Annotated in this window: 22 protein-coding genes; 8 read left to right on the forward strand and 14 right to left on the reverse strand. The window is 56.2% G+C overall.

Annotated elements, in window-relative coordinates; genetic code table 11:
- The first annotated feature begins 89 nt into the window (after positions 1-89).
- Both L466_RS20570 and L466_RS20565 read left to right on the forward strand, forming a co-directional pair.
- Complete coding sequence (locus L466_RS20570) at positions 90-833, forward strand: CDP-diacylglycerol diphosphatase (RefSeq protein WP_025202751.1); 744 nt, start codon at positions 90-92, stop codon at positions 831-833.
- Positions 834-906: 73 nt separating this feature from the next.
- Positions 907-2211, forward strand: a complete 1305-nt coding sequence (locus tag L466_RS20565; protein ID WP_025202752.1) for an SLC13 family permease — start codon at positions 907-909, stop codon at positions 2209-2211.
- A 33-nt stretch (positions 2212-2244) separates the two neighbouring features.
- Here the strand turns inward: L466_RS20565 and tpiA are convergent, their stop codons facing one another.
- Entirely contained in the window at positions 2245-3012 is a 768-nt protein-coding gene (gene tpiA / locus L466_RS20560; protein WP_014172206.1) for a triose-phosphate isomerase, read from the reverse strand.
- 111 nt (positions 3013-3123) lie between these two features.
- The gene (locus tag L466_RS20555) at positions 3124-3720 is read right to left on the reverse strand and encodes a DUF1454 family protein (RefSeq protein WP_032680074.1); all 597 of its coding nucleotides are present in this window, start codon (positions 3718-3720) and stop codon (positions 3124-3126) included.
- Between the two features lie 112 nt (positions 3721-3832).
- On the opposite strand from L466_RS20555, the gene L466_RS20550 reads away from it, so the two are divergent.
- Positions 3833-4252: a DUF805 domain-containing protein gene (locus L466_RS20550; RefSeq protein ID WP_025202755.1), complete on the forward strand. Its 420-nt coding sequence runs from the start codon at positions 3833-3835 to the stop codon at positions 4250-4252.
- Here L466_RS20550 and fpr read toward each other — a convergent pair whose 3' ends face one another.
- The 4 genes from fpr to L466_RS20530 all read right to left on the reverse strand — a co-directional run bounded on the left by fpr (position 4253) and on the right by L466_RS20530 (position 8591).
- Complete coding sequence (gene fpr / locus L466_RS20545; RefSeq protein ID WP_014172203.1) at positions 4253-4999, reverse strand: ferredoxin--NADP(+) reductase; 747 nt, start codon at positions 4997-4999, stop codon at positions 4253-4255.
- 96 nt (positions 5000-5095) lie between these two features.
- Positions 5096-6106: a class II fructose-bisphosphatase gene (gene glpX, locus L466_RS20540; RefSeq protein WP_032680075.1), complete on the reverse strand. Its 1011-nt coding sequence runs from the start codon at positions 6104-6106 to the stop codon at positions 5096-5098.
- 109 nt (positions 6107-6215) lie between these two features.
- Entirely contained in the window at positions 6216-7724 is a 1509-nt protein-coding gene (gene glpK / locus L466_RS20535) for a glycerol kinase GlpK (RefSeq protein ID WP_014172201.1), read from the reverse strand.
- A gap of 21 nt (positions 7725-7745) precedes the next feature.
- On the reverse strand, positions 7746-8591 hold the full coding sequence (locus L466_RS20530; protein ID WP_014885705.1) for an MIP/aquaporin family protein: 846 nt from the start codon (positions 8589-8591) through the stop codon (positions 7746-7748).
- A gap of 398 nt (positions 8592-8989) precedes the next feature.
- On the opposite strand from L466_RS20530, the gene zapB reads away from it, so the two are divergent.
- Positions 8990-9229 carry a septal ring assembly protein ZapB gene (gene zapB / locus L466_RS20525; RefSeq protein WP_008501806.1) on the forward strand — a complete coding sequence of 80 codons (240 nt, stop codon included), beginning with the start codon at positions 8990-8992 and terminating at the stop codon, positions 9227-9229.
- Between the two features lie 59 nt (positions 9230-9288).
- Here zapB and rraA read toward each other — a convergent pair whose 3' ends face one another.
- The 7 genes from rraA to priA form a co-directional block, all read right to left on the reverse strand.
- The gene (gene rraA / locus L466_RS20520) at positions 9289-9774 is read right to left on the reverse strand and encodes a ribonuclease E activity regulator RraA (RefSeq protein WP_014172197.1); all 486 of its coding nucleotides are present in this window, start codon (positions 9772-9774) and stop codon (positions 9289-9291) included.
- 92 nt (positions 9775-9866) lie between these two features.
- Positions 9867-10787 carry a 1,4-dihydroxy-2-naphthoate polyprenyltransferase gene (gene menA / locus L466_RS20515; protein WP_014172196.1) on the reverse strand — a complete coding sequence of 307 codons (921 nt, stop codon included), beginning with the start codon at positions 10785-10787 and terminating at the stop codon, positions 9867-9869.
- Positions 10788-10855: 68 nt separating this feature from the next.
- A complete protein-coding gene (gene hslU / locus L466_RS20510; RefSeq protein WP_014172195.1) occupies positions 10856-12187 on the reverse strand; it encodes an HslU--HslV peptidase ATPase subunit in 1332 nt (443 codons plus the stop codon).
- A gap of 9 nt (positions 12188-12196) precedes the next feature.
- Positions 12197-12727: an ATP-dependent protease subunit HslV gene (hslV, locus tag L466_RS20505; RefSeq protein ID WP_014172194.1), complete on the reverse strand. Its 531-nt coding sequence runs from the start codon at positions 12725-12727 to the stop codon at positions 12197-12199.
- A 94-nt stretch (positions 12728-12821) separates the two neighbouring features.
- A complete protein-coding gene (gene ftsN, locus L466_RS20500) occupies positions 12822-13823 on the reverse strand; it encodes a cell division protein FtsN (RefSeq protein WP_014172193.1) in 1002 nt (333 codons plus the stop codon).
- Between the two features lie 93 nt (positions 13824-13916).
- Positions 13917-14942, reverse strand: a complete 1026-nt coding sequence (gene cytR, locus L466_RS20495; RefSeq protein WP_020883949.1) for a DNA-binding transcriptional regulator CytR — start codon at positions 14940-14942, stop codon at positions 13917-13919.
- Between the two features lie 119 nt (positions 14943-15061).
- Positions 15062-17257, reverse strand: coding sequence for a primosomal protein N' (gene priA / locus L466_RS20490; protein ID WP_032679240.1), 2196 nt, complete (start codon positions 17255-17257; stop codon positions 15062-15064).
- Positions 17258-17457: 200 nt separating this feature from the next.
- Here priA and rpmE point away from each other — a divergent pair, with 200 nt between their 5' ends.
- Positions 17458-17670 (forward strand): 50S ribosomal protein L31, encoded by a 213-nt coding sequence (gene rpmE, locus L466_RS20485; RefSeq protein WP_003862040.1) that lies wholly within the window; start codon positions 17458-17460, stop codon positions 17668-17670.
- Between the two features lie 48 nt (positions 17671-17718).
- On the opposite strand, the gene metJ is transcribed toward rpmE, so the two are convergent.
- On the reverse strand, positions 17719-18036 hold the full coding sequence (gene metJ, locus L466_RS20480) for a met regulon transcriptional regulator MetJ (protein ID WP_007369220.1): 318 nt from the start codon (positions 18034-18036) through the stop codon (positions 17719-17721).
- A 276-nt stretch (positions 18037-18312) separates the two neighbouring features.
- Here metJ and metB point away from each other — a divergent pair, with 276 nt between their 5' ends.
- The 3 genes from metB to metF all read left to right on the forward strand — a co-directional run bounded on the left by metB (position 18313) and on the right by metF (position 23025).
- On the forward strand, positions 18313-19473 hold the full coding sequence (gene metB, locus L466_RS20475; RefSeq protein ID WP_014172189.1) for a cystathionine gamma-synthase: 1161 nt from the start codon (positions 18313-18315) through the stop codon (positions 19471-19473).
- A gap of 2 nt (positions 19474-19475) precedes the next feature.
- Complete coding sequence (locus L466_RS20470) at positions 19476-21908, forward strand: bifunctional aspartate kinase/homoserine dehydrogenase II (protein WP_032680076.1); 2433 nt, start codon at positions 19476-19478, stop codon at positions 21906-21908.
- Positions 21909-22134: 226 nt separating this feature from the next.
- Positions 22135-23025 carry a methylenetetrahydrofolate reductase gene (metF, locus tag L466_RS20465; RefSeq protein ID WP_014172187.1) on the forward strand — a complete coding sequence of 297 codons (891 nt, stop codon included), beginning with the start codon at positions 22135-22137 and terminating at the stop codon, positions 23023-23025.
- Positions 23026-23098: the final 73 nt, after the last annotated feature.

A 23098-nucleotide genomic window follows, 5' to 3' on the forward strand; every position in this document is an offset into this window, starting at 1 on the left:
GTGACCCGGCGCGAGAAATCCGCCGGGTTTTTTATTTGGTCATCATTTTGCGTTACTCTTTCGCCACTATTGAAAACAGGGAACGCATTGTGAAAAAAATACTATTACTGATTCTGGTTGTCATCATTCTTGCCGCGGGTGGCTGGTACTGGATGAAAGCGGGTAATCCGAATGCGTTGCGTCATATCGTTCTCGACCAGTGTCTGCCGAATCAACTCCAGCACCGTAACCCGGCCCCGTGCGCGCAGGTAAAGCCTGATGCGGGTTATGTGGTGTTTAAAGACCGCAACGGGCCGCTGCAGTATCTCCTGATGCCGACTTACCGTATCAAAGGAACCGAAAGCCCGCTGTTGACCGAACCGAATACGCCCAACTTCTTCTGGCTGGCCTGGCAGTCACGCAACTTTATGAGCATGAAGCGCGGGGCCGAGGTGCCGGACAGCGCAATTTCGCTCACCATTAACTCCCCGACAGGCCGTACGCAGAACCATTTTCATATCCATATCTCCTGCCTGCGCCCGGACGTGCGCGAGAAGCTTAATGCCGCGCAGGGGCAAATCAGTACCCAGTGGTTACCGTTCCCGGGCGGGCTGGAAGGGCATGAGTACCTCGCCCGTCGCGTGACGGAAAATGAGCTGGTACAGCGCAGTCCGTTTATGATGCTGGCTGAAGAGCTGCCGGAAGCGCGTGACCATATGGGGCGCTTCGCGCTGGCCATGGCGCAGCAGTCGGATGGATCGTTTGTCTTACTGGCGACCGAACGTAACTTGCTGACCCTGAATCGCGCGTCGGCTGAGGAATTGCAGGATCATCAATGCGATATCCTGAAGTGACCTCACCATAAATAGCGTTTACTCGTCCTGCCTGTCGCCGTAGACTTGCTGAAAAAAACGACAGGAGACAGGAATGTCGCTCTGGTTAACGCATCCTCTGTTTGTGCCCTCATTGATAGTCGGCGTCACCATCGTGCTGTGGGCGACGTCGCTATTGCCGGAATTTATCACCGCGCTGCTGTTTTTCACGGCAGCGATGACCGCCAGAATCGCCCCGGCGGAGGTGATTTTTGGTGGTTTTGCCTCGTCTGCATTCTGGTTAGTGTTTAGCGGCTTCGTGCTGGGGGTGGCAATCCGTAAAACCGGTCTGGCGGACAGGGCCGCACGGGCGCTGTCGGCAAAACTCACGGATTCGTGGGTATTGATGGTGGCAAGCGTGGTGGGGCTGAGCTACGCGCTGGCGTTTGTGATGCCGTCGAATATGGGCCGTATCGCGCTGCTGATGCCGATTGTCGCCGCCATGGCCAAAAGGGCCGCCATCCCCGACGGTTCCCGCGCGTGGTATGGCCTGGCGCTGGCCGTCGGGTTCGGAACCTTCCAGCTCTCGGCGACCATCCTGCCTGCCAACGTGCCGAATCTGGTGATGAGTGGCGCCGCGGAGGGCTCGTACGGGATCCATCTGAACTATGTCCCGTATCTGCTGCTGCATACACCCGTCCTCGGGATCCTGAAAGGGGGCATTCTGATCGGCCTGATCTGCTGGTTGTTCCCCGGCAGCCCGAAACCGGCCACCGATCTTACGCCGTCTGAACCGATGGGCCGGGATGAAAAGCGTCTCGCCTGGCTGCTGGCGGTGGTGCTGGGGATGTGGGTGACAGAGAGCTGGCACGGCGTTGGACCGGCGTGGACGGGCCTTGCGGCATCGGTCATCGTCATGCTGCCACGCGTTGGGTTTATCACCGGTGAAGAGTTTTCTGCGGGAGTGAACATGCGCACCTGCATTTACGTGGCGGGGATTCTCGGGCTGGCGATTGTAGTGACCCAAACGGGTATCGGTTCCGCGGTGGGGGAGGCATTATTGCGGATTATGCCGCTTGATGCCAACAGACCGTTCACCAGCTTCCTGGCGCTTACCGGTATTACCACGGCGCTCAACTTCATTATGACCGCAAACGGTGTACCGGCGTTGTACACCACGCTGGCACAGAGTTTTTCGGACGCCACCGGTTTCCCGCTGTTGTCGGTGATCATGATTCAGGTACTGGGGTATTCCACGCCGCTGCTGCCGTATCAGGCGTCGCCGATTGTGGTGGCAATGGGTTTAGGGAAGGTGCCTGCAAAGGCGGGGATGTTGCTCTGTCTGGCGCTGGCGATTGCAACGTATCTGGTGCTGCTGCCGCTGGATTATCTGTGGTTTAGCGTGCTGGGGAAAGTGTAATTTCCCTCCCCGGTGGGGGAGGGAAGTCGGTTTTTACGCCTGTTTAGCCGCTTCTGCTGCTTTAACGATCACCGCGAAAGCGTCAGCTTTCAGGGATGCGCCGCCAACCAGCGCGCCATCGATGTCTGGCTGGGTGAACAGCTCAGCAGCGTTGGATGCGTTAACGGAACCGCCGTACTGAATAATTACCTGCTCAGCCACTTTCGCGTCCGCTTTAGCAATGTGGTCACGGATAAATTTGTGAACCGCCTGCGCCTGCGCAGGGGTCGCTGATTTGCCGGTACCGATCGCCCAGACGGGTTCGTACGCGATAACCGCGCCTTCGAATGCTGCAGCACCCTGCGTTTTCAGCACGGCGTCGATCTGACGAGCACACACTTCTTCCGTTTTGCCTGCTTCGTTTTCGGCTTCGGTTTCACCAATGCACAGAACCGGGATCAGACCCTGCTCTTTCAGCACCGCGAATTTCTTCGCGATAAATTCGTCGGATTCTTTGTGGTAAGTGCGACGCTCAGAGTGGCCGATGATGATGTATTTCGCGCCGATATCTTTCAGCATTTCAGCAGAGGTTTCACCGGTGAATGCGCCTGACAGGTTAACGTCAACGTTCTGTGCGCCCAGAATGATGTGGCTGCCGTCAGCGGCATGTTTAGCCAGATCCAGGTACATATCCGGCGGAGCGATAGCAACCGCGCAGCCCGTCACGCCCGCCAGCTCTTTACGCAGGTTCGCAACCAGTTCGTTTACCATGTGGCGGCTGCCGTTCAGTTTCCAGTTACCCATCACTAAAGGATGTCGCATTTCAATTCTCCACGCTAAATTAGCGAATTAAGGAATATGGCCGCCCTGTCGGGCAGCATGGTCTGTGAATCAGTATAGAGATTTTCCCTCGAAAGGCTTTGCTTTTTGTCATTAATTCGCCCCTCCGAGTGTGTCTGATAGTGCCAGCTTAATCGGTTCAACAGCGAAGGTCAGTCCTTTTTCGCCGTTATCTGCCACCACATAGCGTATGGCCCCTTCGGTATCGGCGTAGTAACGCTTATTTTTACCGGCGGTGAGGAGTTTTTGCAGCTTTTGCTGGCTTTGCTTTTTGGTCAGCGCGGGCGTAAAAGCCTGCAGTATCGCGCTCATGTACTCGAGCGCTTTTGCCTTAGCGGCTTTCTGCTCTGGCCCCTGAATCGGCAGCCAGGTTATTTGCATGCTTTTAATTTTTAGCGTGCCGCGCTCCAGCGCAGTGGAGGCATATAAATTCTCGTTAATCTTGCTCGCAGCCCGGGTCAGGGTTGGCGTATCCCGGGAGCTGTCAATGGCGCGGAATTCATCCAGCGGTAGCGTGGGGTTGGTTTTATTGAAGGTTTCACGAAACTGGCTGATTGACTGATCGAACGAGGGCGCACCTGCCAGCAGATAGGGGGCTGTCGTCGGGGCAGTGGTTTCGGCGGCGTGCAGGGGGACACCCGCGATGAGCATCACTAAACACAGGAAAAGAGAACGTGCCGAACTTTTCATCAACATTGCCCCTGGCCGTAAGTGTTCATGATTAAATCGATATCTGGTCGGCTTGTCAAAAGGTCACAACTCCAGGGTAAAATGCGCGCTATATGATAATAAGGAACCTTACATGACCATACAGCAGTGGTTGTTTTCATTCAAAGGGCGTATTGGACGCCGTGACTTCTGGATCTGGATGGCGACGTGGATCGTTGCCATGCTGCTTCTGTTTTTCGTTGCCTTCAACGCATGGCTCAGCACACAAACGGCGGCGTTTGCGCTGGTCTGTTTACTGTGGCCAACCGCGGCCGTGGTGGTGAAACGTCTGCACGATCGCGGCCGTTCCGGCGCGTGGGCTTTTCTGATTATTCTGGCGTGGATGCTGGTGGCCGGGAACTGGTCGATACTTCCGTCCATCCTTCCCTGGGTGGTGGGCAGACTGCTACCAACCATTATTTTTGTCATGATGGTGGTCGATCTGGGCGCGTTTATCGGCACCCAGAGCGAAAACAAATACGGCAAAGACACCCTTGAGGTGAAATACCGCTGATCACCAGTAGTGTTCGGCAGTCATATGGCCCGGCCGGCGGCGAAGATGTTTCGTCATCTGCCGGGTATCCTTCAGAAGCTGCTGCGTGTCGCGAACCATCTGCGGGTTGCCACACAGCATGACATGGCTGGTTTCAGCGCTCATCGGCAAGCCAATTGCGTCTTCCAGTGCACCACTCTCAATCAATGCCGGTACGCGGCCCGTCAGTGAGCCTGCTGCGGTTTCGCGGCTGACCACGGTCTGAATTTTCAGTTTCCCGCCGTACTGCTTTTCCAGCGCCTGCATCTGCGGAAGATAGCTCAAGTCTGCGGCATAGCGCGCGGCGTGAACCAGCACGATGTTTTTAAAGCGCTCAAGGTCTTTGCCGTACTGCAAAATAGAGAGATAGGGGCCAATGGCCGTGCCGGTTGCCAGCATCCAGAGGGTGTCGCAGTCCGGGATTTCGTCCAGCACGAAGAAACCGGCCGCTTCACTCACAATTTGCACATCGTCACCGGGTTTAAGCGCGGCAAGGCGTGGGCTGAGTTTGCCGTCCGGGACGGTGACCAGATAGAACTCGAGATCCGGGTTATCGGGGGCATTAACGTAGGAATAGGCGCGCTGCACGCGCTCGCCGTCAACATCCAGCCCCAGCTTCGCAAATTGCCCGGCCGTAAACGGATGGACGGGAGCATGCAGGGTGAGACTAAATAGCGCATCGGTCCAGAACTGTATCTTTGTGACTTTACCTGTTACCCAGTCCGCCATGATCTTCTCCTGTGCTTTTTCTCTGTTCTATCTTCCGGACTTGTGGTGAAGATTTCCAGCCCATTTGGGCCGGAAAGCTCTATCGATCAAACGGTTTTACAGAATGTGCGCCTGCACGTCAGGGTCTTTACGATCCAGATAGTGAACAGACCGAATGCGGCGAATGGTGCGCGATTTACCGCGGATCAGCAGGGTTTCGGTGGTGGCCATATTGCCCTTACGGGTGATGCCATCCAGCAGGTCACCTTTGGTGATGCCGGTTGCGGAGAAGACAACGTTGTCGCTGCGCGCCATGTCATCCAGCGCAAGCACCTTGTTGGCTTCAATACCCATCGCTTCGCAGCGTGCCAGCTCTTCTTCCCCAATACGGCGATTCTCTTCGCTGTCGCCTTTGACTTCGTGACGGGGCAACAGACGGGCCTGCATGTCGCCATCCAGAGCGCGGATCACCGCGGCGGAGACCACACCTTCCGGCGCGCCGCCGATGCCGTAAAGCACATCCACTTCGCTGTCTGGCATGCAGGTCAGGATAGATGCTGCCACGTCGCCATCCGGGATGGCAAAGACGCGCACGCCGAGCTGTTGCAACTGGGCAATGGTGGCATCGTGGCGCGGTTTCGCCAGAATGGTCACGGTGAGCGCGCTAAGCGGTTTTTCCAGCGCCCTGGCAACGTTACGCAGATTCTCTTCCAGCGGCAGGCTCAGGTCGATAGCCCCTTTGGCGCCGGGGCCGACAATCAGCTTTTCCATGTACATATCCGGTGCGTTGAGGAAACAGCCTTTGTCCCCTACCGCCAGCACGGCCAGCGCGTTGGCCTGGCCCATTGCCGTCATGCGGGTACCCTCAATCGGGTCGACGGCGATATCCACGGCATCACCTTTGCCGGTGCCCACTTTCTCACCGATATAGAGCATTGGCGCTTCGTCGATCTCGCCTTCGCCAATGACGATGGTGCCATCGATATTGACCTGGTTAAGCACAATGCGCATGGCATGGACAGCCGCACCGTCTGCGGTATTTTTGTCGCCACGGCCAAGCCATTTATAGCCCGCCAGTGCGGCAGCTTCGGTGACGCGGGAAAACTCGATAGCCAGTTCACGTTTCATGAGGTACTCGTGCAATCAAAAGGAATTGCACGAAGTTTATCACAGAGTGGGAGTGGGTGCGGTCGGTCCCCTCTCCCCGGCGGGGAGAGGGGAAGGGTGAGGGGAGAAATTACTGCTCGTGCTCTTCCCACGCCAGGGCGCGTTTCACCGCTTTCTTCCAGCCGCTGTAGCGGTAGTTACGCTCAGTGGTTTCGATGCCAGGGCGGAATTCGCGTTCGATAACCGCTTTTTCCTGCAGTTCATCCAGATTCTGCCAGAAGCCGACAGCCAGACCTGCAAGATACGCCGCACCCAGCGCGGTGACTTCACGAACTTCCGGGCGCTCTACGCGGGTGCCCAGAATGTCGGACTGGAACTGCATCAGGAAGTTGTTGGCAACGGCGCCGCCGTCCACGCGCAGGGCATGCAGACGAATGCCGGAGTCAGCCTGCATCGCTTCCAGTACGTCGCGCGTCTGATAAGCAATGGATTCCAGCGTCGCGCGGATAATGTGGTTCGAGTTTACCCCACGGGTCAGGCCGAAAATCGCGCCGCGTGCATACGGGTCCCAGTAGGGGGCGCCCAGACCGGTAAAGGCCGGAACCACATACACGCCGTTGGTGTCCTTCACTTTGGTTGCGAAATACTCGGAGTCAAACGCATCGCTGATGAGTTTCATCTCGTCACGCAGCCACTGAATAGACGCACCTGCCATGAACACCGCACCTTCCAGCGCATAGTTCACTTCACCGCGTGGACCGCAGGCGATGGTGGTCAGCAAGCCGTTTTCTGATTTCACCGCTTTCTCACCGGTGTTCATCAGCATAAAGCAGCCGGTGCCGTAGGTGTTTTTCGCCATCCCTTCCTTAACGCACAGCTGGCCAAACAGCGCCGCCTGCTGGTCACCGGCAATACCGGCGATTGGAATACGCGTGCCGCCTTTGCCGCCGATATTGGTCTGACCGTAAACTTCAGAAGATTTGCGGACTTCTGGCAACATCGCGCGCGGGATATCCAGCGCGTCCAGCATCTTGTCATCCCACTCCAGGGTATTGATGTTGAACAGCATGGTGCGCGAGGCGTTGGTGTAATCAGTGACGTGGACACGCCCCTGGGTCATCTTCCAGATAAGCCAGGTGTCGACGGTACCGAACAGCAGCTCACCGCGTTTTGCACGTTCACGTGAACCCTCAACGTGGTCGAGGATCCATTTCACTTTGGTACCGGAGAAATACGGGTCAACGACCAGACCGGTTGCGCTACGTACATAGTCTTCCATACCGTCGCGCTTCAGCTGTTCGCAGATTTCTGATGTACGGCGGCACTGCCAGACGATGGCATTGTAAATGGGCTTACCGGTTTCGCGCTCCCAGACGATAGTGGTTTCACGCTGGTTGGTAATACCGATAGCGGCAATCTCGTCGGAACTGATATCGGCTTTCGCCAGCACTTCTACCAGCGTGGAGCTTTGTGAAGCCCAGATCTCCATAGGGTCGTGTTCGACCCAGCCTGGACGAGGATAGATTTGCTCAAATTCGCGCTGTGACACGCTGACGATATTCGCGTCATGATCCATTACGACAGCGCGGGAGCTGGTAGTGCCCTGGTCGAGCGCAACGATATATTTTTTTTCGGTCATGGTATGTGTCCCGTAGTCAGATTACAGCGAAGCTTTTTGTTGTGCGGTAGAAGTCGTTTCCTTCTCCTCTTCCACACAGGTGTCGCACGGTAAATGGCGACCAATTAATTTGCGGTAGCTAAATGCACCCAGCGCAGCCCCGACAACCGGTGCAAACAGCGGTACCAGGAAGTAAGGGATATCTTTACCGCCGGTGAAGGCCACGTCGCCCCATCCTGCGATAAAGGCAAAAGCTTTAGGTCCGATATCACGCGCCGGGTTCATCGCAAACCCGGTCAGCGGGCCCATGGATGCGCCGATCACCGCAATCAGCAGGCCAATCAGTAGCGGTGCCAGCGGGCCGCGCGGAATGCCGTTTCCGTCGTCGGTCAGCGCCAGGATAACGCCCATCAGAATAGCGGTAATCACCATTTCAACTGCGAACGCCTGCACAAAATTGATATGCGGGTTGGGATAGGTTGAGAAAATGCCTGCCAGATCCAGACTTTCGACACTGCCACGCACCATATGATGTGTCTGTTCGAAGTCGATGAAAAGATTGTAATAAAGCCCGTAAACTAACGCCGCTGCGCAAAACGCGCCGGCAAACTGAGAAAGGATGAAGGGAACAACTTTGCGTCCGTCGAAGCACGCGAACAGCCACAGCGCGATGGTCACCGCCGGGTTAAGATGTGCGCCGGAAACCCCTGCGGTCAGGTAGATGGCCATCGCCACGCCCAGACCCCAGATAATACTGATTTCCCACTGACCGAAACTGGCACCCGCCACTTTCAGTGCAGCAACACAGCCCACTCCGAAGAATATCAACAACCCGGTACCAAGGAACTCGGCAATGCACTGGCCTTTTAAGGTTGATGTCTGACTCATAATCGGAATCCTGAAGAAATTGATGTTTATTGTTAGCATGACCGCCCGTGACAGCCACGATGCCCTGTAGACATAGTGTTAATTTATCGTTAACGAGCAAAAACGAGAAATATCGAAATCAAAATGTGTGGTCTGCGTCAATAAAATGAGCGTTTTCGCGCCATAAAGCGCATTTTTACACCAATGGCAAAATGTGAGCTGAATCATTTCATTAACGAATCAGTTAACAATTTAGGGGTATATGCCGCGAACGCACCAGGACGAGGCCGAAAAGTGTTGCAAACCACGATCTGCGCGGTCTGCCGCTGGACAGGGGCGACGGGGCTTCATACAATCGGCATATCTGTTGTGCGCGTTTACGTTAAAGCGTCGCCTTGCAATTCAGGAGAGGTAGGATCATGTCTTTAGAAGTGTTTGAGAAACTGGAATCGAAAGTACAGCAGGCGATTGACACCATCACGCTGCTGCAGATGGAAATTGAAGAGCTGAAAGAGAAGAACAACAGCCTGGCGCAGGAAGTTCAGAACGCTCAGCACAGCCGTGAAGAACTGGAGCGCGAAAACAACCAGCTGCGTGAACAGCAGAATGGCTGGCAGGATCGTCTGCAGGCGCTGCTGGGGCGTATGGAAGAAGTGTAATTTCTTTCGGGAAATGCAGAACAGGCCGGGTAAGGCGTCGCCGCCACCCGGCTTTTTTATTACTCGATATCCAGCGGATCTTCGGAAAGGATAATCCCGGTGTTATCGGCATAGAGATGGTCACCGGAGAAGAAGGTCACGCCGCCGAAATTGACGCGCACGTCGCTTTCGCCGATACCTTCACCCGCAGCACCCACCGGAATGGCCGCGATAGCCTGAATGCCAATGTCCAGGTCTTCGAGATCGTCCACCTGGCGCACTGAGCCATACACCACAATGCCTTCCCACTCGTTCTGTACGGCAAGACGGGCGAGCTCAGCATCAATGAGGGCACGACGTACGGAGCCCCCGCCATCAACCAGCAGAACGCGGCCACGGCCGTTCTGTTCGAGCAGATCATAGAGCAACCCGTTATCCTCGAAACATTTCACCGTGACGATTTGTCCGCCAAACGACGACCGCCCACCAAAGTTGGAGAACAGCGGTTCAACGACGTTGACATCTTCCTGGTAGATGTCACAAAGCTCGGAGGTATCGTATTTCATAGGTTTAACGCTCAGTTGCTGCGAATGTGTTCAGTATATCGTGCTAAATGCGTTGTTGGCAAAATCATCAATTGTTAATTGATATTTGTCAGTTAACCCAGCGTCTGACTTAAGACAATCCCGATGACGAACAACAGGTTAGTCAGCAGTGCCCCTTTTACCGTACGCTCCAGCATTGGCGGCATGGCCGCAGGGCTGAGTTCACGCATGACGAATCGCGCCTGCTTAATCAGCAGCGGTGCGGCGAGTACAAACAGCCAGCCCCATATGCTGTGCAGCGAGATAACGTTAAACAGCGCCAGGCACAGCAGAGCGCCCAGCAGCAGACACGCATGATAACGGCGTGCATTAACGGGCCCCAGACGCACGGCCAGCGTGTTTTTGCCGTTCTCACGGTCGCTGTCGATATCGCGCAGGTTGTTGATGTTAAGCACCGCCGTCGCCAGCATGCCGCAGGCGGTTGCCGGCAGGAACAGGGCCGGGATCAGGGTATGTGCCTGTAAGTACCCGCTCCCCATCACGCTCAGCCAGCCGAAGAACACCAGCACGGAGATATCACCCAGCCCAATATACCCGTAAGGGCGGGTACCGACGGTATAGGTAATGGCGGCAATAATGGCGAGCAAACCCAGTACCAGGAAACCAATGAAATCGCTGGGGGTTTTAGACGCGACCGTTACCAGCGCCAGGCCGGAAAGACAAATCAGCGCCACGGTGATGATCAGCGCGCGCTTCATCTGCGCCTGGGTAATGACCCCTTTCTGCATACCGCGCAGTGGCCCGATACGGTCGGGTTTGTCGCTGCCTTTAACCGCATCGCCATAGTCGTTGGCGAGATTGGAGAGAATTTGCAGCAGACCGGCGGTAATCAGTGCCAGCCCGGCAACCAGCGGATCGAAATAGCCTTGCCACCAGGCAAGCGCCGTACCGACGATAATGGCGGCAAAGGCCAGAGGAAGAGTTTTAGGGCGCAGACTTTCGAGCCACGCCTGAGTACGGCTGATGTCAGTCATAGTAATTTAGCCAATAAAAATGGGGGCTTTAGCCCCCATTAAACGTGATGAGAATGCAGTAACCGCGATTATAGGATAAAACGGCTCAGATCTTCATCTGCCACTAACGCATCCAGGTGTTTACCCACATATTCTGCGTCAATGGTAATGCTTTGACCGTTCAGGTCGCTCGCATCATAAGAGATATCTTCCATCAGGCGCTCCAGCACGGTGTGCAGACGACGGGCACCGATGTTCTCGGTGGTTTCGTTGACCTGCCAGGCGGCCTGGGCGATGCGTTTGATACCGTCTTCAGTGAACTCGATGTTCACACCTTCGGTTGCCATCAGCGCTTTGTACTGTACGGTCACAGAGGCATTTGGCTCGGTCAGGATGCGTTCGAAATCTTCAGTGGTCAGCGCCTGCAGCTCCACGCGAATCGGCAGACGACCCTGCAGCTCCGGGATCAGGTCAGACGGTTTCGCCACCTGGAATGCGCCAGAGGCGATAAATAGGATGTGGTCTGTTTTGACCATACCGTGTTTGGTGGAGACGGTGCAGCCTTCAACCAGCGGCAACAGGTCGCGCTGAACGCCTTCACGGGAGACATCCGGGCCTGAGGATTCGCCACGCTTACAGATTTTGTCGATTTCGTCGATAAACACGATACCGTGCTGCTCAACCGCGTCGATAGCATCCTGCTTCAGCTCTTCCGGGTTCACCAGTTTCGCCGCTTCTTCTTCGATCAGCAGCTTCATCGCGTCTTTGATTTTCAGCTTACGCGCTTTCTGCTTCTGGCCGCCCAGGTTCTGGAACATGGACTGCAGCTGGCTGGTCATCTCTTCCATGCCAGGCGGTGCCATGATTTCCACACCCATAGGGGCAGCAGCAAGATCGATCTCAATCTCTTTGTCGTCCAGCTCGCCTTCACGCAGTTTTTTGCGGAACGCCTGACGCGCCGCTGACGGCTCAGCCTGCTGTTCAGCCTGGCCCCAGTTGTTCTTCGCCGGTGGGATCAGGACGTCAAGAATGCGCTCTTCCGCCATCTCTTCGGCGCGGTAGCGGTTTTTCTCAATCGCCTGGACGCGCACCATTTTGATCGCCGAGTCGGTCAGATCGCGAATGATGGAGTCCACTTCTTTTCCCACATAGCCCACTTCGGTGAACTTGGTGGCTTCGACTTTGATGAACGGGGCGTTAGCCAGTTTCGCCAGACGACGGGCGATTTCGGTTTTACCGACACCGGTCGGGCCGATCATCAGAATGTTTTTTGGCGTCACTTCATGGCGCAGCTCTTCTTCGAGCTGCATGCGGCGCCAGCGGTTACGCAGGGCAATAGCCACGGAGCGCTTGGCGTTGTCCTGGCCGATAATATGCTTGTCCAGTTCGCTGACAATTTCGCGTGGGGTCATTTCAGACATGGGAGATCCTTACGCTTTAGACGGTAATTCTTCGATGGTGTGGTTGTGGTTGGTATAGATGCAGATATCACCTGCAATATCCAACGCCTTCACCGCGATATCGCGCGCGTTCATGTCGGTGTTTTCCAACAGCGCACGGGCTGCAGCCTGGGCGTACGGGCCACCAGAGCCAATAGCAATCAGGTCGTTTTCAGGCTGAATGACGTCACCGTTACCGGTGATGATAAGCGAAGCGGTTTCATCGGCCACCGCCAGTAGCGCTTCAAGTTTGCGCAGCATGCGATCAGTACGCCAGTCTTTCGCCAGCTCAACGGCGGCTTTCACCAGGTGACCCTGGTGCATTTCCAGTTTGCGTTCAAACAGTTCGAACAGCGTGAAGGCGTCAGCCGTGCCGCCTGCAAAACCGGCGATCACTTTGTCGTTGTATAAACGACGAACTTTCTTCACGTTGCCTTTCATTACGGTATTACCCAGCGTGGCCTGGCCATCACCGGCGATTACCACGTGGCCGTTACGGCGTACACTTACTATTGTTGTCACGAGCAGACCCCCTGGTTACAGAATCGGGAAACAGTAGCCCTGAGCCTGTGCTCAGGGCTGAATAGAATGATAGATGGGGGGGAATTTGGGGGTTTCAACCCCCGGTAGCGAGTCGAATGCAGTTTGTGTGTCCCGCCACTTTCAAACGGGAAATGGTTCCGTCGGCATTTTCTTTGCCTTTGACCGGGCCAATCACCACGCGATTCCAGCCGTTATTGGTGGTAATGCGTGAATCAAACCCTTCAAAAGCCAGCTGTGCGCGCACCGTTTCCGCCTGCTCAGCACCTTTGAATGAACCACATTGCACCATCCAGCGGCGTTCGTCTTTTTTCTCAGCAGTCTGCTTCGGCGCATCGGTCTCTTTGGTTACCGGTGCGGCCTGCTGCGTTTTCGGCTGCTGCGCAGTGGTATGCGCCGGCGTCTGCAGCAGATCCTGATACGGCTGAGCCGCCTGTTTCTGCGGCTGGGCCTTCGGCGGTTGCTGCACTGGCTGGGACTGCGCCGTTCGCGTTTGCTGCTGATACGGCTGTTCCGTCACCCGTGGCTGCGTTTTAGGCTGCTGCACTGGCTGGGTTTGCGCCCACTGCTGTTGTTGCTGCTGTTGCTGTTGGAGCTGCTGCTGCGCCTGACGACGCTGCAGCGTTTGCTGACGCTGTTCCGGCGTCTGCTCGTTCCACGGCACTTCGTTCAGCTGCGTAGGCTGCTGGCGCATATCGGCCTGCATTTGTGCCAGCAACTGACGCTGTTCATCCGTCAACTGGCTGGCATTTTGCACTTCGCCACCCGCTGAAGGTTCGGTCGGCGCACGTACGCCAGGCTGACGGCTTTCCAGCTCTTTGATATAGCGCCAGCGCTCTTCAGGCTTCGGCGGAAGGCCGTTTCCGGCAACCTTGCTGGCCTGAAGCGCCTCGGACTCTTCTTTTTTATGGTGCGTGATAAAGTACAGACCACCAATAAAGGCCACGACTACAGCCGCAGCAATAGCGACCATCGCTGGCGAGACAGCAGGCAGGTTACGTTGCTTTTTCCTTGAGCTACTCTTTTTGCGTCGCGAAGGTGCCGGCTGGCCGCGACGTACATAATCTCGTTGTGCCACTATCGTTTCGCTGTATTTATTCGTTCGTCAGCCCGCCATGTTACTTAAGCGGCGGGGCTTTGACCAGATAAGGGTGTCTGAAAGACATTTACTTTAAGTCAATGCCTGGGTAGAACCGCGCACAATCAATTCACAGTCCAGCAACCGCGAGCCGCTGTTAACTGTTTGACCATGCAGCTGATCCAGCAGAAGAAGCATCGCTTCACGCCCAATATCATAGCGCGGCTGCGCCACAGTCGAGAGTGGAGGATCGCAAAATTCTGACAGCGAAATATTATCGAATCCGATGATCGACAAATCTTTCGGTATGCGCAGGCCGCGGCGCTTCGCATACGATAATGCCCCCAGTGCCATCACATCGCTGTGACAGAACACCGCGGTCGGCGGCTCGGGCAGATCCAGCAGCTTCTCCAGCGCCTGTCCACCGGCTTCAAAGGTGAAATCCCCGCGAGCAATGTAGTGCGGGTCGACGGTGACGCCGGTACGGCGCAGCGCCTGAACGTAGCCCTGCAGGCGGTAGTGGCACAATGGCATCTCTTCCGGCCCGGCAATGCAGCCAATACGCTTGTGCCCCAGCTCCTGAAGATAGTTGACGGCGTTGAACGCGGCGGTCAGGTTATCAATATGTACCGTCGGCAGCTCCAGCTCGGGTGCAAACTCGTTGGCCATCACCATCGGCGGTAAATTGCGCTGCTCTTCAATGCTGGCATCAAACGGCAGGCGAGACCCAAGCAGCAACATGCCGTCGATCTGCTTGGTAATAATGAGGTCGATAAAGGTTTTTTCCTGCTGGTTCTGGTGAGCACAGTCGCCAATCAGCACCAGATAACCTTGCTCTGCCGCTGTCACTTCGATACCGCGAATAATCTCGCTGAAGAAGGGATCGCAGATGTCCGGCACAATCACCAGGATGGTGCGCGACTCATTGCGTTTAACGTTTCGTCCCATCGCCTGCGGGAAATAGCCCACTTCCAGCGCAGCCTGCTCTACCCGGTTACGGGTCGCCTGGGAGACTTTATCCGGGTTCATTAATGCGCGGGACACGGTTGCCGTAGAGACTTGTGCTTTCTGGGCAACGTCTTTCATGGTCGCCGTGGCAACCTCTTTCCTGGACTTCAACGTCTTCTCCTCGCCTGAACACCGAACTTCTGACGCCACCATTTTTACAGATAGTTAATGGAATCGGTTACAGAATTTTCATAAAAAGTGTGAGGAGCGTTAAATTTTTCGATCCGTCTTCAGCCTTCGATAGGATCAACGTCCAGCACCCACTTCACTTTGCGCGCTTCCGGTAGGGTATTGATCAGCACCAGCGCGCCGCTGACGATATGTTGCAGGCGGATGCGCGAAGGGTGCTGGAGCAAAATCTGCCAGCGGAAACGTCCACCACGCTTTGGTGCCAGCGCCGGCACCGGCCCCAGTATCCACAGCGGGTTATCCACCAGCGGACTGGCCTGCAGGAGGTTTCTCAGCTGCTGCAGGAAAAGCGGTGCCTGCTGGTTGTTGTGATCTTCTGCGCGGATGATGACGTGGCTGGTCCACGGCGGAAGCTGCATCGTCTGGCGTTCTGCCAGCGCCTGCTCCGCAAACGCGTCATAGCCTTTATGCAGCAGGGTTTGCAGTAACGGATGTTCAGGATGGTGGGTCTGTAAAACCACCTCACCCTGTTTGCCTGCGCGACCGGCACGTCCGGCAACCTGGGTATAAAGCTGGGCAAAACGTTCTGCTGAGCGAAAATCGGCCGAAAACAGCGCGCCGTCTACGTCCAGCAGGGCGACCAGCGTTACGTCCGGGAAGTGGTGCCCTTTGGCCAGCATCTGCGTGCCAATCAGAATGCGTGCGCCACCGCGATGCACTTCCGCCAGCTGCTGTTCCAGCGCCCCTTTGCGGCTGGTGGTGTCACGGTCGATGCGGGAAAGAGGAACGTCAGGGAAGAAAGGCTTAAGGGCCTCCTCCAGTTGCTCCGTCCCCAGACCGACCGGCACGATATGCGTTGAGCCACATGACGGACACTGGCGTGGTACCGGCCGCTGGCTGTCGCAGTGGTGGCAGCGCAAATGGCGCTGGGCCTGATGGAACGTGTAGTAGTGGTCGCAGCGCGGGCATTCGGCAATCCAGCCGCAGTCGTGACACAGCAGCGCCGGGGCAAACCCGCGGCGGTTAAGGAACAAAATGACCTGATTACCGGCCTGCAAATGCTGGCGCATCCGGGTGATAAGCGCAGGCGCTAACCCCGCCTGCACCTGCTGGCCTTTTAGATCCAGCACATGCTGAATGGCAGGGCGCGCGTTCCCTGCGCGCCGCGTCAGGCGCAGCATGTGGTATTTACGCTGGCGAACGTTATGCAGCGTTTCGAGGGCGGGCGTCGCGGAGCCAAGAATAATCGGGATTTGCTCGCTGTGGGCGCGATAAACGGCCAGATCGCGGGCGTGATAGCGCCAGCCTTCCTGTTGCTTATAGGAGCTGTCATGCTCTTCATCGATGACGATAACGCCGAGGTTTTTAAACGGCGTAAACAGCGAGGAACGGGTGCCAATCACAATCGCCGCTTCGCCGTTTTTGGCTTTCAGCCAGGCGCTGAGGCGCTCGCTGTCGTTCAGGCCCGAATGTAACACTTCAACCGGCGCATTAAACCGCTCGCGAAAACGGGCGATGGTTTGTGGCGTAAGGCCGATTTCCGGAACCATCACCAGCGCCTGTTTACCCTGCGCAAGCACGTTTTCCAGTACGCTGAGATACACTTCTGTTTTGCCGGAGCCGGTGACCCCTGCCAGTAGCCAGGCGGAGAAATGATCGGAGGCGCTGTGAATGGCTCCTACGGCGGTGGCCTGCTCGGTGTTGAGTCGCAGACGATCCCCTGAAACGGAGAAACTGTCCCGCCAGTCATAAAGGGCAGGCGCCTCGCTTGCCAGTTCGCTCAGCCCTTTTTTGCGCAGGGCCTGTAGCGCCGTTTCACTCACCTCAAGCTCGTCAACCTGATGTCGCCAGATTTTCCCCTGACGCAGGGCCGCCAGCGCCTGCTGCTGTTTCTGCGAGCGTTTCAGGCTATTGATATCGACCGCCTGGCCCTCTTCAGTGGCAAACCAGTACCAGAGGGGAGCGTGGCTGGCACTTTTACCCTGACGAAGCATAACAGGCAGGGCGTGGAACAGGACATCGCCGATGGGGTGATGGTAGTAATCTGCCGCCCACAGCAGGAGCCGCCAGGTGCTGGTGGAGAAAACGGGCTCGCTGTCCAGTACCTCTGCGACGGCTTTCAGCTCATTGAGCGGCAATTCGCTCTTATCGCTTACCGACACCACAATCCCAATACGCTGCTGTTTGCCAAATGGCACGGTCACGCGACAGCCCGCTTTGGCGCTCATGCTGTCAGGCAGCAGATAGTCAAAGGTGCGGGGAAGCGGAACGGGCAGGGCAACGTGAGCGACGGGCATCGAATCTTCCTGACTTGAAAAGTGGCGCGTTAGTATACACATTAGTGAAAGCGGCGTGCGGATCAGTTTGCATACGTTGGTCAAATTCTGTATGATTCGCCGCCTTTGGTGTACTTTACGCCAAAGAACTTACATTCAACATCGCGTGGTGTCTGGCGTTAGGGCTGGAAGAGCGACGCGGCCTTAACTGAGGTTCTCCCATGAAAAAAGATATTCACCCGAAATACGAAATGATTACTGCAAACTGTTCTTGCGGTAACTCTATCCAGATCCGCTCTACCGTGGGTCACGATCTGAACCTGGACGTGTGCGGCAAATGCCACCCGTTCTACACTGGTAAGCAGCGTGATGTTGCAACCGGTGGCCGTGTTGACCGCTTCAACAAGCGTTTCAGCATCCCGGGCGCTAAGTAAGTTTCCCGAAAAAAAGGCACCGCAAGGTGCCTTTTTTGTATCCGCTTCTCAGTATTCCCACGTATCCGGGTCGATACCCAGTTCACGCATGATCACCTTCGCCTCTTCCGGAATTTCATCACTACGCTCTTTGCGCAGATCTTCATCGTTTGGCAACGGTTGACCGGTAAACGCATGCAGAAACGCTTCGCACAGCAGTTCGCTGTTGGTCGCGTGGCGCAGGTTGTTCACCTGACGACGCGTACGTTCATCGGTGAGGATCTTCAACACCTTCAGAGGAATGGAAACCGTAATTTTCTTTACTTGCTCACTCTTCTTACCGTGCTCAGCGTATGGGCTGATATATTCGCCGCTCCATTCAGCCATGAGATACCTTTAATCCTCTCAGTCATTAATCTAAAGGTGCAAAACCCGTCATCGCCAGTTTTGACCGTAATCCAGCGTAGTTTACCGTAGAGACGATACCGTGGCACGGATATTGCCGCTGCAGCGTGCACTAAAGCATATAATTTTAACGGCTATTTGCGCATTGCTCAATCTATACGCAAAGAAGTTTAGATGTCCAGATGTATTGACGTCCATACTTTCAGTGTTTACTCTGGTGCCTGACTTTTCACCTCTTTTAGCCAGGAAGCCTTCACCATGACGCGTAAACAGGCCACCATCGCAGTGCGTAGCGGATTAAATGATGACGAGCAGTACGGCTGTGTTGTCCCGCCAATTCATCTTTCCAGTACTTACAATTTTACCGGTTTTAATGAACCCCGTGCGCATGACTACTCCCGTCGCGGCAACCCGACGCGTGACGTGACCCAGCGCACGCTGGCGGAGCTGGAAGGCGGTGCAGGCGCCGTGTTAACCAACACCGGGATGTCTGCGATTCACCTGGTGACGACGGTATTTCTGAAGCCGGGCGACCTGCTGGTGGCACCGCACGACTGTTACGGTGGTAGCTATCGTCTGTTTGACAGCCTCGCAAAACGCGGGTGCTACCGCGTACTGTTTGTCGATCAAAACGACGAACAGGCGCTGAAACAGGCGCTGGCAGAGAAACCGAAGCTGGTGCTGGTGGAAAGTCCAAGCAATCCATTGTTGCGCGTCGTCGATATTGCGAAAATTTGTCAGCGCGCAAGGGATGCGGGAGCGATAAGTGTAGTGGATAATACCTTCCTCAGTCCGGCCCTTCAGAACCCGCTTGCGCTGGGTGCCGATCTGGTATTGCATTCATGCACAAAATATCTGAACGGTCATTCTGATGTGGTAGCGGGCGTGGTGATTGCAAAAGATCCCGACGTTGTCACCGAACTGGCATGGTGGGCCAATAACATTGGCGTCACTGCGAGCGCTTTCGACAGCTACCTGTTGTTGCGCGGTATCCGCACGCTGTCGCCGCGCATGGAAGTGGCGCAGCGCAATGCTCAGGCGATTGTCGATTTCCTGAAGACCCAGCCGCTGGTGAAAAAGCTCTATCACCCGTCGCTGCCGGAAAACCAGGGGCACGAGATTGCCGCGCGTCAACAAAAGGGATTTGGCGCGATGTTAAGTTTTGAACTGGACGGTGACGAGCAAACGCTGCGTCGCTTCCTGAGCGGGCTGTCATTGTTTACGCTGGCGGAATCATTAGGTGGGGTTGAAAGCTTGATCTCCCACGCCGCGACCATGACGCACGCAGGTATGGCACCAGAAGCACGTGCCGCCGCCGGTATTTCTGAGACGCTGCTGCGTATCTCGACCGGTATTGAAGATTCTGAAGATTTAATTGCCGATCTGGAAAATGGCTTCCGGGTCGCAGCCAAGGGGTAATCATGAGTGTGATAGCGCAGGCAGGGGCGAAGGGTCGTCAACTGCACAAGTTTGGTGGTAGTAGTCTTGCTGATGTGAAGTGTTACCTGCGTGTCGCAGGGATCATGACAGAGTATTCGCAGCCGGGGGACATGATGGTTGTCTCCGCGGCTGGCAGCACCACCAACCAGTTGATTAGCTGGCTCAAACTGAGTCAGACCGATCGCCTCTCTGCGCATCAGGTGCAACAGTCCTTACGTCGTTACCAGAGTGAGCTGATTGCCGGCTTACTGCCTGCGGACGTCGCGGACGGATTGATTAGCGCCTTTACGCATGACCTTGAGCGTCTGGCTGCCCTGCTGGACAGCGGTATTACCGACGCGGTGTATGCCGAGGTGGTCGGCCACGGTGAAGTGTGGTCTGCGCGCCTGATGGCGGCCGTGCTGCAACACCTGGGCGTGGATGCAGCCTGGCTTGACGCGCGTGACTTCCTGCGCGCCGAACGCGCCGCTCAGCCGCAGGTGGATGAAGGCTTGTCATATCCGCTGCTGCAACAGCTGCTGGTTCAGCATCCGGGCAAACGTATTGTGGTGACCGGCTTTATCAGCCGCAGCAGTGCCGGTGAAACCGTGCTGCTGGGACGTAACGGCTCTGACTACTCAGCGACGCAAATTGGTGCGCTGGCAGGCGTTTCCCGCGTCACCATCTGGAGCGACGTGGCCGGTGTCTACAGTGCTGACCCGCGTAAAGTGAAAGATGCCTGCCTGCTGCCGCTGCTGCGTCTGGACGAGGCCAGCGAGCTGGCCCGCCTGGCGGCACCGGTTCTGCATGCGCGTACGCTACAGCCGGTTTCGGGGAGCGACATCGACCTGCAGCTGCGCTGTAGTTACACCCCGGATCAAGGCTCTACCCGTATCGAACGCGTCCTGGCGTCCGGTACGGGGGCGCGAATTGTGACCAGCCATGACGACATCTGCCTGATTGAGTTCCAGGTCCCGGCGGGCCAGGATTTCAAACTGGCACACAAAGACATCGACCTGATCCTTAAACGCGCCCAGGTGCGTCCGCTCGCCGTTGGCGTGCATAACGACCGCCAGCTGCTGCAGTTCTGCTACACCGCCGAAGTGGCGGACAGCGCCCTGAAAATTCTTGATGAAGCGGGCCTGCCGGGCGAGCTTCGCCTGCGTCAGGGTCTGGCGCTGGTGGCGATGGTGGGGGCGGGCGTTACCCGCAACCCGCTGCACTGCCACCGTTTCTGGCAGCAGCTGAAAGGCCAGCCGGTTGAATTCACCTGGCAGTCGGAAGAGGGCATCAGCCTGGTGGCCGTACTGCGTAAAGGACCCACCGAGAGTCTGATTCAGGGGCTGCATACCTCTCTGTTCCGTGCGGAGAAACGCATTGGACTGGTGCTGTTTGGCAAAGGAAACATCGGCTCACGCTGGCTGGAGCTGTTCGCGCGCGAGCAGGTGACTCTCTCAGCGCGTACCGGGTTTGAATTTATTCTCGCGGGCGTGGTGGACAGCCGCCGCAGCCTGTTGAACTACGAAGGGCTGGACGCCAGCCGGGCGCTGGCCTTCTTTAACGATGAAGCGGTTGAACAGGACGAAGAGTCGCTGTTCCTCTGGATGCGCGCGCACCCGTATGACGATCTGGTGGTGCTGGACGTGACCGCCAGTGAACAGCTTGCCGATCAGTATCTTGATTTCGCCAGCCACGGTTTCCATGTTATTAGCGCCAATAAGCTGGCGGGGGCGAGCAGCACGGACAAGTACCGTCAAATCCACGACGCGTTTGAAAAGACAGGCCGTCACTGGCTGTATAACGCCACGGTGGGCGCTGGCTTGCCGGTTAACCATACCGTGCGTGATTTGATTGAAAGCGGCGACAGCATTCTGGCGCTGAGTGGCATCTTCTCCGGCACGCTCTCCTGGCTGTTCCTGCAGTTTGATGGCACCGTGCCGTTCACTGACCTGGTGGATCAGGCATGGCAGCAGGGCTTAACGGAACCTGACCCACGCGTTGACCTCTCCGGTAAAGACGTTATGCGTAAGCTGGTGATCCTGGCGCGCGAAGCCGGTTATGACATCGAACCTGATGCCGTGCGCGTTGAGTCGCTGGTGCCTGCTGGCTGTGAGAACGACTCTGTCGACCACTTCTTCGAGAACGGCGAAGAGCTGAACGAGCAGATGGTGCAACGTCTGGAAGCGGCAAACGAGATGGGCCTGGTGCTGCGCTACGTGGCGCGTTTCGAAGCGAACGGAAAAGCACGTGTGGGTGTCGAGGCGGTTCGTCCTGAACATCCGCTGGCGGCACTGCTGCCGTGCGATAATGTTTTCGCCATTGAAAGCCGCTGGTACCGTGATAACCCACTGGTGATCCGTGGCCCGGGTGCGGGGCGCGATGTGACCGCCGGGGCCATCCAGTCCGACATCAACCGTCTGGCTAAACTGCTGTAATCTTTCTTGTTCCCTCTCCCGGTGGGAGAGGGACAGAGTGAGGGCATCAGACCGCACTCACCCGCCATCATGAACTCCCTTCATCTTCCCTGAGCATTCCTCACCATTCCTGGCGATTATTTCTGTTGACGTCCCTCCGCTTTTCCGTCATTTTTACATCTGGACGTCTAAACGTATAGAAGTTCGAAACACAACACACAATGACACGCGATTGATGAGGTAAGGTATGAGCTTTTTTCACGCCAACCAGCGGGAAGCCCTGAATCAGAGCCTGGCCGAAGTAAATGGTCAGATTAACGTCTCTTTTGAATTTTTCCCGCCGCGCACCAGTGAAATGGAGCAAACCCTCTGGAGCTCTATCGATCGCCTGAGCAGCCTGAAACCGAAGTTTGTCTCCGTCACCTACGGTGCCAACTCCGGTGAGCGTGACCGTACGCACAGCATCATTAAAGGCATTAAGGACCGTACGGGTCTGGAAGCGGCTCCGCACCTGACCTGTATCGACGCGACGCGCGATGAGCTGCGTGCCATTGCCCAGGACTACTGGAACAACGGTATTCGCCATATCGTCGCCCTGCGCGGTGACCTGCCGCCGGGGAGCGGTAAACCGGACATGTACGCCACCGATCTGGTCGCGCTGCTGAAAGAGGTCGCAGACTTCGACATTTCCGTTGCTGCTTATCCTGAAGTTCACCCGGAAGCGAAAAGCGCCCAGGCGGATCTGCTTAACCTGAAGCGTAAAGTGGACGCCGGTGCGAACCGCGCCATTACCCAGTTCTTCTTTGATGTGGAAAGCTACCTGCGCTTTCGTGACCGCTGTGTGTCCGCGGGCATAGACGTCGAAATTATCCCGGGAATTTTGCCGGTCTCTAACTTCAAACAGGCGAAGAAATTTGCCGATATGACCAATGTGCGCATTCCGCACTGGATGTCTAAAATGTACGAAGGGCTGGACGATGATCCGGAAACACGCAAGCTGGTGGGCGCAAACATCGCGATGGACATGGTGAAGATCTTGAGTCGTGAAGGAGTGAAGGATTTCCACTTCTATACGCTCAACCGCGCGGAAATGAGTTACGCCATTTGCCATACGCTGGGTGTTCGGCCTGGCGCATAATAAATAGAAGCCCTCTTCGGAGGGTTTTTTGATTTATAAGGGTTTTATTTCCCCGCCATATCAGCAATGCTGC

The organism is Enterobacter sp. BIDMC 30, assembly GCF_000534355.1.
Classification (GTDB): Bacteria; Pseudomonadota; Gammaproteobacteria; order Enterobacterales; family Enterobacteriaceae; genus Enterobacter; species Enterobacter ludwigii.

Excerpts from the sequence above, each read along its gene's own strand:
- L466_RS20565 (WP_025202752.1), top strand. The coding sequence starts at position 907 with ATGTCGCTCTGGTTAACGCATCCTCTGTTTGTGCCCTCATTGATAGTC.
- tpiA (WP_014172206.1), bottom strand. The coding sequence starts at position 3,012 with ATGCGACATCCTTTAGTGATGGGTAACTGGAAACTGAACGGCAGCCGC.
- L466_RS20555 (WP_032680074.1), bottom strand. The coding sequence starts at position 3,720 with ATGAAAAGTTCGGCACGTTCTCTTTTCCTGTGTTTAGTGATGCTCATC.
- L466_RS20550 (WP_025202755.1), top strand. The coding sequence starts at position 3,833 with ATGACCATACAGCAGTGGTTGTTTTCATTCAAAGGGCGTATTGGACGC.
- fpr (WP_014172203.1), bottom strand. The coding sequence starts at position 4,999 with ATGGCGGACTGGGTAACAGGTAAAGTCACAAAGATACAGTTCTGGACC.
- glpX (WP_032680075.1), bottom strand. The coding sequence starts at position 6,106 with ATGAAACGTGAACTGGCTATCGAGTTTTCCCGCGTCACCGAAGCTGCC.
- glpK (WP_014172201.1), bottom strand. The coding sequence starts at position 7,724 with ATGACCGAAAAAAAATATATCGTTGCGCTCGACCAGGGCACTACCAGC.
- L466_RS20530 (WP_014885705.1), bottom strand. The coding sequence starts at position 8,591 with ATGAGTCAGACATCAACCTTAAAAGGCCAGTGCATTGCCGAGTTCCTT.
- zapB (WP_008501806.1), top strand. The coding sequence starts at position 8,990 with ATGTCTTTAGAAGTGTTTGAGAAACTGGAATCGAAAGTACAGCAGGCG.
- rraA (WP_014172197.1), bottom strand. The coding sequence starts at position 9,774 with ATGAAATACGATACCTCCGAGCTTTGTGACATCTACCAGGAAGATGTC.
- menA (WP_014172196.1), bottom strand. The coding sequence starts at position 10,787 with ATGACTGACATCAGCCGTACTCAGGCGTGGCTCGAAAGTCTGCGCCCT.
- hslU (WP_014172195.1), bottom strand. The coding sequence starts at position 12,187 with ATGTCTGAAATGACCCCACGCGAAATTGTCAGCGAACTGGACAAGCAT.
- priA (WP_032679240.1), bottom strand. The coding sequence starts at position 17,257 with ATGCCCGTCGCTCACGTTGCCCTGCCCGTTCCGCTTCCCCGCACCTTT.
- rpmE (WP_003862040.1), top strand. The coding sequence starts at position 17,458 with ATGAAAAAAGATATTCACCCGAAATACGAAATGATTACTGCAAACTGT.
- metJ (WP_007369220.1), bottom strand. The coding sequence starts at position 18,036 with ATGGCTGAATGGAGCGGCGAATATATCAGCCCATACGCTGAGCACGGT.
- metB (WP_014172189.1), top strand. The coding sequence starts at position 18,313 with ATGACGCGTAAACAGGCCACCATCGCAGTGCGTAGCGGATTAAATGAT.
- L466_RS20470 (WP_032680076.1), top strand. The coding sequence starts at position 19,476 with ATGAGTGTGATAGCGCAGGCAGGGGCGAAGGGTCGTCAACTGCACAAG.
- metF (WP_014172187.1), top strand. The coding sequence starts at position 22,135 with ATGAGCTTTTTTCACGCCAACCAGCGGGAAGCCCTGAATCAGAGCCTG.